This is a genomic window from Paraburkholderia lycopersici, from assembly GCF_900096975.1.
In the GTDB taxonomy this organism is placed as follows: domain Bacteria; phylum Pseudomonadota; class Gammaproteobacteria; order Burkholderiales; family Burkholderiaceae; genus Paraburkholderia; species Paraburkholderia lycopersici.
Genome location: NZ_FMYQ01000018.1, coordinates 1 through 14017, shown reverse-complemented (window position 1 = coordinate 14017; position 14017 = coordinate 1). Strand labels below are relative to the sequence as shown.

Annotated in this window: 14 protein-coding genes; all 14 read left to right on the top strand. The window is 61.2% G+C overall.

Annotated features, from left to right (window positions below):
• The first annotated feature begins 18 nt into the window (after positions 1-18).
• Entirely contained in the window at positions 19-1122 is a 1104-nt protein-coding gene (gene dnaN / locus BLU17_RS19180) for a DNA polymerase III subunit beta (protein WP_091999745.1), read from the top strand.
• Positions 1123-1236: 114 nt separating this feature from the next.
• Positions 1237-3708 carry a DNA topoisomerase (ATP-hydrolyzing) subunit B gene (gene gyrB / locus BLU17_RS19170; RefSeq protein ID WP_091999742.1) on the top strand — a complete coding sequence of 824 codons (2472 nt, stop codon included), beginning with the start codon at positions 1237-1239 and terminating at the stop codon, positions 3706-3708.
• Between the two features lie 719 nt (positions 3709-4427).
• The gene (locus BLU17_RS19165) at positions 4428-5354 is read left to right on the top strand and encodes an AraC family transcriptional regulator (protein WP_176929143.1); all 927 of its coding nucleotides are present in this window, start codon (positions 4428-4430) and stop codon (positions 5352-5354) included.
• A 184-nt stretch (positions 5355-5538) separates the two neighbouring features.
• Positions 5539-6708 (top strand): aminotransferase-like domain-containing protein, encoded by a 1170-nt coding sequence (locus BLU17_RS19160; protein ID WP_091999737.1) that lies wholly within the window; start codon positions 5539-5541, stop codon positions 6706-6708.
• 210 nt (positions 6709-6918) lie between these two features.
• Positions 6919-7608 carry a methyltransferase domain-containing protein gene (locus tag BLU17_RS19155; RefSeq protein ID WP_218137032.1) on the top strand — a complete coding sequence of 230 codons (690 nt, stop codon included), beginning with the start codon at positions 6919-6921 and terminating at the stop codon, positions 7606-7608.
• Between the two features lie 342 nt (positions 7609-7950).
• A complete protein-coding gene (locus BLU17_RS19150) occupies positions 7951-8490 on the top strand; it encodes a hypothetical protein (RefSeq protein WP_091999730.1) in 540 nt (179 codons plus the stop codon).
• The gene (locus tag BLU17_RS19145) at positions 8490-8954 is read left to right on the top strand and encodes a hypothetical protein (RefSeq protein ID WP_091999728.1); all 465 of its coding nucleotides are present in this window, start codon (positions 8490-8492) and stop codon (positions 8952-8954) included. The genes BLU17_RS19150 and BLU17_RS19145 overlap by 1 nt, the downstream gene beginning before the upstream one ends.
• A 34-nt stretch (positions 8955-8988) precedes the next feature.
• Complete coding sequence (locus BLU17_RS19140; RefSeq protein WP_091999725.1) at positions 8989-10275, top strand: MFS transporter; 1287 nt, start codon at positions 8989-8991, stop codon at positions 10273-10275.
• 218 nt (positions 10276-10493) lie between these two features.
• Positions 10494-10736: a hypothetical protein gene (locus BLU17_RS19135; RefSeq protein WP_245746929.1), complete on the top strand. Its 243-nt coding sequence runs from the start codon at positions 10494-10496 to the stop codon at positions 10734-10736.
• A gap of 192 nt (positions 10737-10928) precedes the next feature.
• A complete protein-coding gene (locus BLU17_RS19130) occupies positions 10929-11804 on the top strand; it encodes a radical SAM protein (protein WP_245746928.1) in 876 nt (291 codons plus the stop codon).
• Between the two features lie 210 nt (positions 11805-12014).
• On the top strand, positions 12015-12389 hold the full coding sequence (locus tag BLU17_RS32460; RefSeq protein WP_143189287.1) for a hotdog domain-containing protein: 375 nt from the start codon (positions 12015-12017) through the stop codon (positions 12387-12389).
• Positions 12386-12841, top strand: a complete 456-nt coding sequence (locus BLU17_RS34270) for an AMP-binding protein (protein ID WP_281247847.1) — start codon at positions 12386-12388, stop codon at positions 12839-12841. Before BLU17_RS32460 ends, BLU17_RS34270 begins: the two co-directional genes overlap by 4 nt.
• Positions 12842-12843: 2 nt before the next feature.
• Positions 12844-13068 carry an AMP-binding protein gene (locus BLU17_RS34420; protein ID WP_425434109.1) on the top strand — a complete coding sequence of 75 codons (225 nt, stop codon included), beginning with the start codon at positions 12844-12846 and terminating at the stop codon, positions 13066-13068.
• Positions 13025-14017 (top strand): AMP-binding protein (locus BLU17_RS34415; RefSeq protein WP_218137030.1); only part of this gene is annotated, 993 nt, incomplete at its 3' end. The genes BLU17_RS34420 and BLU17_RS34415, both read left to right, overlap by 44 nt.

The following is a 14017-nucleotide window of genomic DNA, read 5'->3' as shown; positions in this document are numbered from 1 at the left end:
TATCAACGAAGGAACTCTATGCAACTGGTCAAGACCGAACGCGATAACCTGCTGAGGCCGCTGCAAACGGTAAGCGGCATTGTCGAACGCCGCCACACGTTGCCGATCCTCGCCAATCTGCTGATCACCAAAACCGGTTCCGACGTTTCGTTCCTGTCGACCGACCTCGAGTTGCAGATCACCACGACCGCCGACTTCGGCGTCGGCAACGACCAGGTCGCCACGACGGTCGCCGCCCGCAAGCTGCTCGACATCCTGCGCGCCATGCCCGACGGCCAGGTCACGCTCACCCTCGCCGACAAGCGCCTCACGGTGCAGTCGGGCAAGAGCCGCTTCGCCTTGCAAACGCTCGCCGCGGACGAGTTCCCCACGGTGGCGCAGGCCAAGGACTTCGGCGCGAGCCTTTCGGTGCCGCAAAAGACGTTCCGCCAGTTGCTCGGCATGGTGTATTTCGCCATGGCGCAGCAGGACATCCGCTATTACCTGAACGGCATGCTGCTCGTCGTGGACGGCGACCAGCTCATGGCCGTCGCGACCGACGGCCACCGTCTCGCGTTTTCGTCGATGAAGATCGAGGGCGCGTTCGCGCGCCAGGAAGTCATCATCCCGCGCAAGACCATTCTCGAACTCCAGCGCCTGCTCGAAGACATCGACGACGAACTGAAGATCGACATCGGCTCCACGCAGGTGAAGTTCACGTTCGGCCAGGTCGAACTCGTCTCGAAGCTCGTGGAAGGCAAGTTCCCCGACTTCCAGCGCGTGATTCCGAAGGCGCACAAGAACACCTTCCAGATCGGCCGCGAAGAGCTGCAGCGCTCGCTGCAGCGCGCGGCGATCCTCACGTCCGACAAGTTCAAGGGCGTGCGCTGCATCATCGAGCCGGGCCAGCTCAAGATCATGTCGACCAACGCCGACCAGGAAGAGGCGCAGGAAGAACTGGAAATCGCCTACCAGGGCGACACCATCGACATCGGGTTCAACGTCACGTATCTGCTCGACGTCCTCGCGAACCTGAAGGTCGACACGCTGGAAGTGAGCCTCGGCGACGCCAGCTCCAGCGCGCTCATCACGATTCCCGAGAACGAGGAATTCAAGTACGTGGTGATGCCGATGCGCATCTAAAAAGCGCGACAGAAGAAGAACACCAGGGGGCGCTGCGCCCCTTTGGCGTTTTTATGGCTTTTCGAAAGAGTCCAGAGCAGTAACACAGGCAGTACGCAGAACCGGAAAACATCCATGACTGATACGAACAACTCGCAACCCGACAACAGCTACGGCGCCTCGTCGATCCAGATCCTCGAAGGTCTGGAGGCGGTGCGCAAGCGTCCCGGGATGTACATCGGCGACACGTCGGACGGCACCGGTCTGCACCATCTCGTCTTCGAAGTGCTGGACAACTCGATCGACGAAGCCCTCGCCGGCTACTGCAACGACATCCGCGTGGTGATACACGCGGACAACTCCATCTCGATCACCGACAACGGCCGCGGCATTCCCACGGATGTGAAGATGGACGACAAGCACGATCCGAAGCGCAGCGCCGCCGAAATCGTGATGACCGAACTGCACGCGGGCGGCAAATTCGACCAGAACAGCTACAAGGTCTCGGGCGGCCTGCACGGCGTGGGCGTGTCGTGCGTGAACGCGCTTTCCAGCTGGCTGCGCCTCACGGTGCGCCGCGACGGCAAGAAACGCTTCATGGAGTTCCACCGCGGCGTGCCGCAAAACCGCATGCTCGAAGAGCGCGACGGTCATGCCGTGTCGCCCATGCAACTGCTCGGCGACACGGAAAACCGCGGCACCGAAGTGCATTTCATGGCCGACGAAACGATCTTCGGCAGCGTCGAGTACCACTACGACATTCTCGCCAAGCGTATTCGCGAGCTTTCGTTCCTGAACAACGGCGTGCGCATCCGCCTGACCGACCAGCGCACCGGCAAGGAAGACGATTTCGCGTTCGCGGGCGGCGTGAAGGGCTTCGTCGAGTACATCAACAAACAGAAGCAGGTGCTGCACCCGAACATCTTCTACGTTCAGAGCGAAAAGGAAGGCGTGGGCGTCGAAGTGGCGATGCAGTGGAACGACAGCTACAACGAAAGCGTGCTGTGCTTCACGAACAACATTCCGCAGCGCGACGGCGGCACGCACCTCACCGGCCTGCGCGCCGCGATGACGCGCGTCATCAACAAGTACATCGCCGACAACGAGATCGCGAAGAAGGCCAAGGTCGAAACCTCGGGCGACGACATGCGCGAAGGTCTTTCGTGCGTGCTCTCGGTGAAGGTACCGGAGCCGAAGTTCAGCTCGCAGACGAAGGACAAGCTCGTTTCGTCGGAAGTGCGCGCGCCCGTGGAAGAAGTCGTGGCGAAGGCGCTCGAAGAGTTCCTGCTCGAAACGCCGAACGACGCCAAGACCATTTGCGGCAAGATCGTCGACGCCGCGCGTGCGCGCGACGCCGCGCGCAAGGCGCGCGAAATGACGCGCCGCAAGGGCGTGCTCGACGGCGTGGGCCTGCCGGGCAAGCTTGCGGACTGCCAGGAGAAGGATCCGGCGAAGTCGGAAATCTATATCGTCGAGGGCGACTCGGCAGGCGGCTCCGCCAAGCAGGGCCGCGACCGCAAGTTCCAGGCGATCCTGCCGCTGCGCGGCAAGGTGCTCAACGTCGAGAAGGCGCGCTATGACAAGCTGCTGTCTTCCGAGCAGATCGTCACGCTGATCACGGCGCTGGGCTGCGGCATCGGCAAGGACGACTACAACCTCGAGAAGCTGCGCTATCACCGCATCATCATCATGACCGACGCGGACGTGGACGGCGCGCACATCCGCACGCTGCTGCTCACGTTCTTCTACCGCCAGATGCCGGAGATGATCGAGCGCGGCTACGTGTATATCGCGCAGCCGCCGCTCTACAAGCTCAAGGCGGGCAAGGACGAGCGCTATCTGAAGGATGACGCCGACCTGAACGCGCACATGCTGCGCCTCGCGCTGCAAGGCTCGGAGCTCGTGCCGAACGAAGGCGCGACGCCGATTTCGGGCGACGCGCTCGGTGAGCTTGCACGTTCGTACCAGCTTGCGCGCGGCGTGGTCGATCGTCTCTCGCGCCTCTACGACGAGCGCGCGCTCGAAGCGATCATGGACGGCGTGGCGATCGACCTGTCGACCGAAGTGTCGACGGAAGTTTCGGCGCGCGCGCTCGAAGCGCAGTTGCGCGACGATCCTTTGAAGCCCGAAGTGAGCGTGGTGCCGATGTACGACCAGGTGCGCGAGCAACGTTCGCTGCGCGTGGAGCGCCGCCATCACGGCAACGTGAAGGTGTCGGTCATCGACGAGGAGTTCCAGCTCACCGCCGACTATCAGCAGCTCGTGAACACGGCCAATACGTTCAAGGGTTTGATCGGCAAGAACGCCGTGATCAAGCGCGGCGAGCGCAGCATGGCCGTGAACGACTTCAAGAGCGCGATGAAGTGGCTCATTGCCGACGCCGAGCGCAACGTGTCGAAGCAGCGCTACAAGGGGCTTGGCGAGATGAACCCCGAGCAGCTGTGGGAAACGACGATGGATCCGTCCGTGCGGCGTTTGCTGCGTGTGCAGATCGAAGACGCGATTGCCGCCGATGGCATCTTCACGACGCTCATGGGCGATGACGTGGAGCCGCGTCGCGCGTTTATCGAAAGCAATGCATTGCGGGCGGGGAATATTGACGTTTGATTTGTGTTGTAGATAGCCGCATAACCTGAGAATCTGGGACCCATAAGTTGAAAAGCTTATGGGTCTTTTTTTTATTGTTAGTTTTTGATTTATCGGGAATTAGTCGATGCGTAGCGGAGGAACTGCGATCCGCGCGTAGCAGCGGACGCCCTCCCATGTAGAGACAGCTGCGAGCGACGGGGCGAACGTTTCAAGATCTTAATCAGCTATTCCAAATAAAAACCTGCGCATCGACATTTCGCCGTTCCGCGACTACTCAACACATTGGTTCTTTTTTTGATAAAGTAAACTTATCCCCGCTCACTGAGGCCAGTTTCAATCCACATATCTATCTTATAACAACCTATCTCAATCGATAGGTTTGTCGCTTAAATATATTCGTCTAAATTACTCCCTTTTAGCGCGAGAACATGGCGACACAACGGGATGTTGACGCATATTAAATTCCCGATTCATATAATTATATTTAAATATAAATTGGCTGATGCAGAAAGTTAATGTTACCAACCAAAAATTTTGCATGTGATGTAGTGCGTCGCGTTATTGGAATAAGCACGGAGATAGGTCGGCCAGCATGGGACGGCGACTTTATTTCGCAAAGAATAATGTTTATCTTTTTTCCAAATTGCCCCATAACGGGTACGCATGTCCTGGCGCATGAGCTCTAGCTTGCATTTCCAACATTCGGAACCTGTTCAACATAAAGGATGGCCATTTTAGTGAGCAAGCCGATCCCGATCCTCAATTTCCGCGATGATACGAGCCGCTTAGCTGTTCTGCGTTCCGAGGCTGTGCGGGCGAGCGCATTATCCGGGTGGCGATCCCTATATTTCGAGCATCGTGAGGATGGCCTGTTCGAGACAGTCGAGCACGTGATCCTGGAGCACTATCTGATGGTTAAGCTTAACCCTATGTCGAAGGCCAATCGGGTGCTGGACGGAACGCGGCGGCTGGAAATTCAGCGACGGGGGACCACGGCCTTCATTCCCAGCGGCTGTTCGCATCGCGTGCAGTACTCGACAGCGCTTGGAAGCCTGCATCTGATTACACTCGAGCAGTCGATCGTTGACACCGTGGCCTCGGAGATGGGCCTTGGCCGCGTGAACCTCGCGCCGCACTTCGCTATCGAAGAGGACCACTTCGTGCTTGAGGCCGCAGAACTTATCGACGCCGAGCTGGCAAACGGAAATCCGCATGGCAAGCTGTTCGCGGAAACGTTCGCACGGACCTTGGCCGGGTACATTGTCACGCGCTACCGTGGAGCTGGTAAGACGAACAGCAAGCTGCCGTCGATCAACGCAGTGAAACTCGGCCGTCTCGACCGGTTTATCGAGGCAAATATCGCGTTGCCGATTGGCCTCGCCGATTTGGCGAGCCAGATGGGGCTCAGCGAATACTATTTCTGCCGCAGCTTCAAGCAGGCCACTGGTACGTCTCCGTACCAGTATCTGTTGAAGAAGCGCATCGAGCACGCCTGTGCGTGCCTGAAACGCGATGACATGTCGATTCAGGACGTGGCGTTCGCAAGCGGCTTCGGCGACCCGGTGCAGTTTTCGAAGCAGTTCCGGCGCGCTTGTGGTTTTACGCCGTCTGTCTATCGCGCCCGCCACGTCAGCAAAGGTGCCGCCTTCGTCTCGATCACTTGATGCATCGCGCCGGCTCCGCTTCTATCGTTTCACTACCGTCTCGGATAGCGCAAAAAAGCGAAGACGCCGCAAATTTTGACTAGGGCGCGTCTCGACGCGGCAATTAGGCTTGTGAAATCCACAGTGACAGGCCCACTGCGGGCTTGTCACCGAACGCCCCACGGCTCAAACATGAGACGTATATATGCATTTCGATATCTCCCAGCGAGCACAGCGTCTGACTTCGTCAGCTATTCGCGAAATACTGAAAATCACCGAAGATCCATCGGTTATCTCGTTTGCCGGTGGCATCCCCTCGCCACAAACGTTTCCGGTCGGCTTGATGAAGGAAGCGTGCGCAAGAATCCTTGATGAGGCACCGGATGCCGCGCTTCAATATGCACCGACCGAGGGCTATACGCCGCTGCGCGAATGGATCGCCGATCGTCATGACGTGACTCCAGACCGGGTGTTGATCACCACCGGTTCGCAGCAGGCACTCGACCTGCTTGCGAAAGTCCTCGTCGACCCGGGTAGCCGGATTCTCGTCGAGAACCCGACCTATCTCGGCGCGCTGCAGGCCTTTTCGCTGTCCGAGCCGGCCCTGGTCCCGATCGAGTGCGACGACGCAGGCATCGTACCCGAAGCGCTGACAGGGGCGGCGATTCGCGGCGCCCGCTTCGTCTATACGATGCCGAATTTCCAGAACCCGACAGGTCGGCGCTTGCCGTTGGCACGGCGCCGTGAGTTCGTCGCAGCCATGCGGGAGGCCAACGTCGTGATCGTGGAAGACGACCCCTATGGTGAGTTGGCCTATATTGGTGAGCCGCTGCCGACGATGCTGTCGATGAATGGCGAAGGCGTCATCTATCTCGGGTCGTTTTCGAAGATCGTTGCGCCCGGCCTGCGCGTCGGCTACGCGATTGCGCCCGAGCCGTTGATGAAGAAGCTTGTGCAGACGAAGCAGGCGTCCGATCTGCACACATCCGGATTCGTGCAGCGCATGGTTTACGAGATGCTGCGCACGGGTTTTCTCGATGCGCACGTGAAGCAGATCCGCGCGCTCTATGTGGGGCAGCGCGATGCAATGCTGGCGTCGCTCGCGTCGCACTGCGCGTCGCGCATGAGTTGGAACGTGCCCGAAGGCGGCATGTTCCTGTGGGCTCGCGTTCTCGACGCCGTCGACGTCACGCGCCTGCTCGAAACAACGCTGGCGCCGGTGAGCGGACCGCGCGTCGCGTTCGTGCCCGGCTCTCCGTTTTACGCCGGTGTAGCCGATACCCATACGCTGCGCCTGTCGTTTGTCACCGTGCCGCCGCCGCGCATCGAGGAGGGCGTGGCGCAGCTTGCGGCGGCGCTCGCGCGGTTATCCTGAGCGCTGGCCGGGTCGAGGCGCCGCGCGTATTCGCCGTCGAAAATCGCTTCAACATTCTTTGGGTTACGGCAATTTTTGACTAGGTTTCGATTTGGATTGCAGATTAATCTGTGTCGGCTTGAATGACGACGATTTCGAAACGAGCCCAATATGGAAGAGATACCGCAAGCCCCCGCTGTCGAGAAGCCGCTCATTGCCGGTGACGGCATCGTGACCGGCAATGCCTCATGGAGCTTCGGCGGGGACACTTCCCGCCATTTCGAAGCCCATGTGTCGAAATCGGTGCCGCGCTATGCGGACGGTCATCGCATCGTCCTCGGGCTGAGCGATTTCTTCGTCAAGCGCGATTCGGTCTGCTATGAAATCGGCTGCTCGACAGGCACGCTTACGCGTCAGCTCGCACAGTGCCATGCTGGCACGGTGCGTTGGGTGGGGATCGATATCGAAGCCAACATGATCGATCAGGCGAAGCGCTATTTGACGCAGGTGTCGCCGCAGCCGGACAACGTCCAGTATCTCGTCGGCGACGCCCTGTCTTTCGAGTACGAGCCGAGCGATCTGATCGTTGCGTACTACACCGTGCAGTTCATCGCGCCGCGCGTGCGGCAACAATTGCTCGATCGCATCTACCAGTCGCTGAATTGGGGTGGCGCATTTCTGCTGTTCGAGAGGGTGCGGACGACATTGCGGGCGTTGACGAGTCGCGGACCGCGTTGGCCCAAGGTGAGCACGCGTTGCTGGAGGTGGCGCGCAAGGCCGCGCCGGAATCGGTCGCGAAGCTGGAGCGGCGCCCCTGCTCGATGTGTGCGACGCTCAGCTGGCGCCGCTCGCCGTAGGCGAAGCGGCGTTGCACAAAGCGTACGAGCGCGAGCTGTCCGAGCGCCGGCAACGCATCATTGATTTCTTCCGTTCGCCCAAAGCGCGTGAAGCGCTGTACCTCTCGAATCCGGAGTCGATGCTGCGCGTCGACGCGCTAGTTGAACACGGCGCCGCGCGTAACGACAGCCGCGCGCGCCAGCGATATCGGCTCGCATGGAACTACCTGTAGCAGCTGTGCGCGAAAAACGATACGTCGAGCTTCTTCGGCCCGATCGCGTGGGGCCGGTTTGCGGGCGCCGCCGCGCCGAACCTCGACATACACACAGCGCCTGGCCCCCGGCTCACGTCCCGCAAGACGTTCTTCGAGCACTGGGTTGTGCTGCGGCTTTCGGATGCGAGCCGATTGCCGAAGCAGTTCGCGCGATGGTGCGCGATGCGTGGGGGCAAGTCTCGGTGCGGCACACGACACCGGATCAGATCGCGCTGACGAGCGCGGACTTCGAGGTCCTGATGGCGGCATCGGATCGGCACGAACCGCGCGCGAAGCACTTTACGCTGGCCGCTGCGCGGGTCCATTCGCCCGATTTCATGGTCGCGTCGCCAAGCCTCGAAGCGGTAGGGTGCGGCGACTTCCAGATTGTGATCGGTGAGGTGCACCCGGCCGTGCATACGGTATCGCAGCCCGTAGCTCAACCCTTCTGCCCGTACGCGGAGGCGATTCGAGAAGAGGTCGCGGCGGCGCTTTCGCCCACGACGATCGTGGCGGCCGACTCGCCGAGGCACTATCAGCGCTCGCACATCGACTGGCTCGATGTCGATGAGCTTGCCCAAGTCGCGACCGAGCGGCGGCGACCATGTGGCCCGCAAGCGGCGTTTGCGGGCGGGCGCGGGCGAGGTTGCCTTGCGCGACGGGATTCTGACATACCGGCACCGCGCGAGCGGAGCAGGACCTGCTTACGGTGATGCCCACCGAGCTCCACCGGCTGGGTTTTGCCCTGGCGGGCGAGCTGATCGGCCAGAGCGAGCCACGGCGTCTGACGTTCGGCCGCGTGCTGCTCAAGCGCCGCATGTGGCGCATCGATGGCGGTTTTCCCGAGGCGGCTGACGATTCGTTCGAAAACGCCGGTCACTACCTCGCGTGGCGCGGCTGGGGCGCTGCGAGCGGCTTGCCGCGCTACGTGTTCGTGAAGTGCGCGAGCGAGCCGAAGCCGATCTACGTTGACTTCTACAACCCGTTCGCAATCGATCTGCTCGCTAAGTGGGCGAGAAAAAGGGAGCCGCTGCTGTTCTCCGAGATGCAGCCCGCGCCTGGCGATCTGTGGCTCGCCGACGAGAACGGGCGCTACTGCTGCGAATTCCGCACCTCGCACGTGTGTCTTGCCGATCCAGCGTGGCAGGCCACCGAAGTGCGCGAGGGAGCAGCGTGAAACATTCGACACAGGAAACAGGAACGCAAACGTCATGAAGAACCTGTCTGCACCTTCCTCACCCGACACGTCCGCGCAACCCGGCGGCCGCTCGCAAGCGGCCATCGTCGTCTTCGTTCTGCTGCCTTTCACGCTGGCGCACTTTTTGTCCTACCTCTACCGCAACGTCAACGCCGTCGTGTATCCCGATCTGGCGCGTGAACTCGGCCTGAACGCCAACGCACTCGGCTGGCTGACGAGCGCCTATCTGCTCGCCTTCGCGCTCGCGCAATTGCCGATCGGCGTCGCCCTCGACCGCTATGGCTGCCGCCGCGGACAAGCGCCGTTGATGCTGATCGCGGCATCCGGCTCGGTAGTGTTCGCGTATGCGCACAGCCTCTCCATGCTTGCAATCGGACGCGGACTGATCGGCTTCGGCGTCGCCGGCTCGCTGATGGCCGCGATCAAGGCCAGCTCGCAATGGTTACCGCGCGAACGCCTGTCGCTGGCGACCGCGACGCTGCTCGCGGTCGGCGGCTTTGGCGCGATGGCATCGACGACGCCGATGCAAGTCGCGCTGCGACACCTCGATTGGCGGCAGGTGTTCGTCGTCCTCGGCATGTGTACAGTCGCCGTCAGCGCGCTGATCTACTTCGCTGTGCCCGAGCCGCGCCCGGTCGCACAAACAGCGCGCTTGGGCGACATGTGGCGCGACATCGGGCAGCTATTTCGCAGCAGCTCGTTCTGGCGTATATCGCTCTATTCAATTTTCGCGCACGCGACCTACATGGCCGTGCAGGGTCTGTGGATGGGCGCATGGCTGCGCGATGCCGGCGGGCTGGATAGCGCTCGCGCGGCCGACGTGCTGCTTGCCGGTACCGTGACGATGATCGCCGGGTCGCTTTGCTTCGGCTGGTTGACCGACTGGCTCAAGCGCTTCGGTGTCAATCCGATCACGGTGTGCGGAGGGGGCATCGCCGTTTTTCTCGTCTGTCAGGCGCTCATGATCTGGGGCCACGGGCGGAGCCCGCTACTGCTCGCCTGCGGGTTCACGTTCTTCGGCACGGCGGCTACCATGAATTACGCGATCATCGCGCAGAGCGTGCCGGCGCATCTGACGGGGCGCGTCAGCACCTCATTCAATCTGCTCGTGTTCCTGCTCGCATTTGTGATCCAGGCCGCCTTGGGCGCCGTCATCGCGCACTGGCCGTCGCAGGGCGGTGCGTATCCTGTACAGGCGTATCAATGGGCGTTCGGCATCAATCTCGCGCTGCAATGCCCCGGCCTGTTGCTTTGGCTCACGTTCAGGCCCTGGGCACGCGAAAGAACAGCGGTAGTGTGAGCGCATCGGTGCTGGTTAGCCGACTCCTGCAAGTAGACGAATTTATTCAAACGCAAAAATTGACATGCAGATAGACCGGTACCCTATCAAATAAGTTCGGACTACTTTTTTATTGATGATGCTCTTGTCGGTTCTGCGGCGATGTGGATGCGCCAGCCCCGGCTTCTGCTGGAGCATCCTCCCGAATTCTAACCACCACGATGGCAACTCAAATAGAAATGAATTCCTCAAAGATTGAATCCACGCTCGGAGAACATGCGGTCAAGACGCCGGAAGACTTACGCAACATGCCGAAGGAGTACCAGGAACTCGTCACGCACCTGATGCTCGTGCATACGGAAGGCGAGTTGACGGGGGCCGACGATTACACACAGGTGTTCTACAGCCTGGCGCCGAACGCCTACGAAAAGGTTATCTGCTGCGAGCGCGCGCCGCTGAAGAAGTGCAGCACTATCAGCTGAGTGCCGAAGTGCTGGCGGACATCGGCGTTGACACGAGCAACATGCTCGCGCAGCCCTTCCGGGAGCGGCCGTACTATGCATATCCGCTGCAAGGGATGCTGGTTCTTCGAGTTCGGCCACGACAAGCATGCGAAGGAGAACAAGGATATAGACGCATGACGCGAGTTCGCGAACGCGCAGCGCAAGCATCGCGTGAATACGGCACTCTTGATCGGTGGCGAGCCGACGCTGTTTCCCGAGCGTATCGAGGCATTCGTGACCGCGATGCGCTTCGTCTCGATCTCGACTAACGGGCTGAAGCCGTTCCCAAACGCCGAGCCATTCCGCAACGTGACGGTGTTCATCTCGCTTTTCGGCGGCGGCCCGCTCGACGACAAGCTGCGCGCGATCAAGCCGAGCGGCGTGCCGTTCACCGGACTCTTCGACACCGCGCTTGAGAACTATTATCAGGACGCGCGCGCGACGTTCGTGTATGCAGCCACCGAGGACGACATCACGCATATCGAGCCTACGGTCAGGCGCATTCGCGACAATGGCAATGTGGTCAGCTTCAACTTCTACAGCAAATACAATACCGGCCACCCGCTCAAGATGCTGAACGAGCGACGGCTGCTCGCCGAAATGCTGCGCGTGCAGGCGGCCTATCCCGAGGTTGTCGTCAACCATCCGGCCCACATCGAGGCGATGGTGACAGGCAAGGCGTGGCCCGGCGCTTTCGGTCGCCACACGTGCCCGAGCGTTAGCCAGAATCATCCAGACAACGCGCGGCGCATGGAAAATGGCCACCCGACGCTGCCGTTATTCAACACCTGGAAAGCGGACCTCCAGACGCTCGAGCGCTGCTGCACATCGGGACATTGCGAGGATTGTCGCGACAGACAGGCGGTCTATAGCTGGCTGATGGTGAGCCTCGCGAATTCCGTCGAAAGTCTCGATGTGCTGCGACTGTGGGTCGACGTTGCGGAGAGCTATTGGCGTCGGTTCATCTGGTCACCGTATCGTGCCGCGACGGCGCTCGTCGATGCTCAGACGCCGACGGAACTGGCTGTCGAGCGTGTGCCAGCATGAGTGCCAGGCCTGAAGGGGGTGCGGCTCTCTCCATTCCGATGTCCACGGTGCAGCGGGCAGATTGGCAGGCGCGCCTTTCCCGGATGGCGGTCCTCGATCACCTGGGCGTCCGGCTCGACCTCGCCGACGACGTCGCGGTGCGGCTCGTGCTCGAGCGCCGGCACGCCCGCGCATGCAGGCGGGCTGGGCACCGAGCGGCTGAACGGAGCGATGATCGCAGGCATGATGGATTGCGCGATGTCGATTGCGGGCATTCTGCACTTTCGCGGCCGCACCTGCGGCACCGTACAGCTATCGCTTCATTTCATGAAGCCGGTGCGCTGCAAAGCGCAGATGGTCGAGTGCCATGCGGTGCGTCGTGCGTCAGGCGTCGTGTTTCTTGAGGCCAGGCTTCTGGAATCGGACCAGCGTTGTGCAGTGATGGCGACCGGTATGGTCGGTGTGACGCGCGTCGCCGGGCAGGGCGCGCGGGGATGGGTGCGAGAACTGGCGGGAGCTGGCCGGAGTCTACGCTGCGTCGGCGACGGCCGATGCCGAGCCGGCGCTGGTGCCGGTGCTCAATATGACGAAGGGGTGAACGGATGATGCAACACACGATGATGGATTTTCCGCTCACCGTCCGCGGGACTCTGACTCACGCGACAAATGTGCACGGCCGCATGGAGATCGTCTCGCGCATGCCGGATGGCGGCGCGCACCGGTGTTGCGTCGCCGATCTGGCGAGCCGCGTCGCGCGGCTCGCAGGTGCTCTGCGCGATCTGGGGCTTCGACCGGGCGAGCGGGTAGCGACGCTGATGTGGAATCACTATGCGCACATCGAGGCATATTTCGGCGTGCCTGCAGCGGGCGGCGTACTCAATGCGCTGAATTTGCGGCTCGCTCCGAACGACATCTCCTACATCGCGAATCACGCGGGTGCGCGCATTCTGATCATCGCCGACGTTTTGCTGTCGCTCTACAGGCGAATCCGCACATCGACGCGATTCGAGCACGTGATCGTCGTGCCTCTCGGCGGCCCGACGAAAACGCACCGGTAAGCATGTGCTACACGTCGGGCACGACCAGGCGGCCGAAGGGCGTCGTCTACAGTCATCGAGCGCTGGTGCTTCACGCGTTTTGTATCTCGTTACCCGACGTGTTCGATCTGTCAATGCGGCAGACTCTGGCGCCCGTGGTGCCGATGTTTCATGTCAATGGCTGGTGTCTACCGTTTGCCGGCCATGCTGACAGGCACCCGGATGGTACTGCCCGGCCCGCGCCTTGACGCCGGGAGCCTGTTCGATCTGCTGGCTAGCGAGCAGGTGACACTTTCCGCTGGCGTGCCTTCGTTATGGCATGGCCTGATCGACAAGCTGGATTCAGCGCCGGAACTCCGTGAGCGGCTTTCGCCGTCGCTGCGTCTTGTCGTTGCCGGATCCGCCTGCCCGGAATCGATGATGGTCGCGTTGGACCGGCACCGCATCCGCGCCACGCACGCCTGGGGCATGACCGAGCTGTCGCCGGTCGGCGCGTTCTCGACGCTCAAACCGCATTTGACGCAAGCGGGCGGTGCCGATACCGGTCACTCGCTGCGTTATCGGCTGAAGCAGGGCTTGCCACTTCCGTTCGTCGACGTGCGGATCATGACCGGGCAGGGCGCGGCCCGTTGGGACGGCGAGAGCGTCGGCGAGCTGCATGTTCGTGGACCATGGGTCGCAGCAGGATATTACGACACGGTCTCACCGGATTCGTGGAGCGGCGACGGGTGGCTGCGAACAGGAGACGCCGCGCATATTGACACAGAGGGTTATATCCAGATCACCGACAGGCTCAAGGATTTGATCAAGTCCGGCGGGGAATGGATCTGCTCGGTGGCACTTGAGAACGCTCTACTGAGCCACCCCGCCGTGCAGGAGGCGGCGGTAGTGGCGATGCCCGATCCCAAGTGGCAAGAGCGGCCGTTTGCGTTTGTGAAACTTCGAGCTGACCGCAGTGCGACGGCTGATGAGCTAATCGGCCGTTTGGCGACACACTTCACGTCTTGGTGGCTGCCTGACGCGGTGGAATTCATCGACGAAATTCCGAAGGCCTCAACGGGAAAAATTCAAAAAACAGCATTGCGCGCGCTCGCCGCACGGCTAGAGCGTGTTAGGCACTTCCGGCCAGACCTGGTATCCTGGCTGGATGGCAAAACGCAAACCCTACCCGACGGATGTGTCGGACGAAGAATGGAA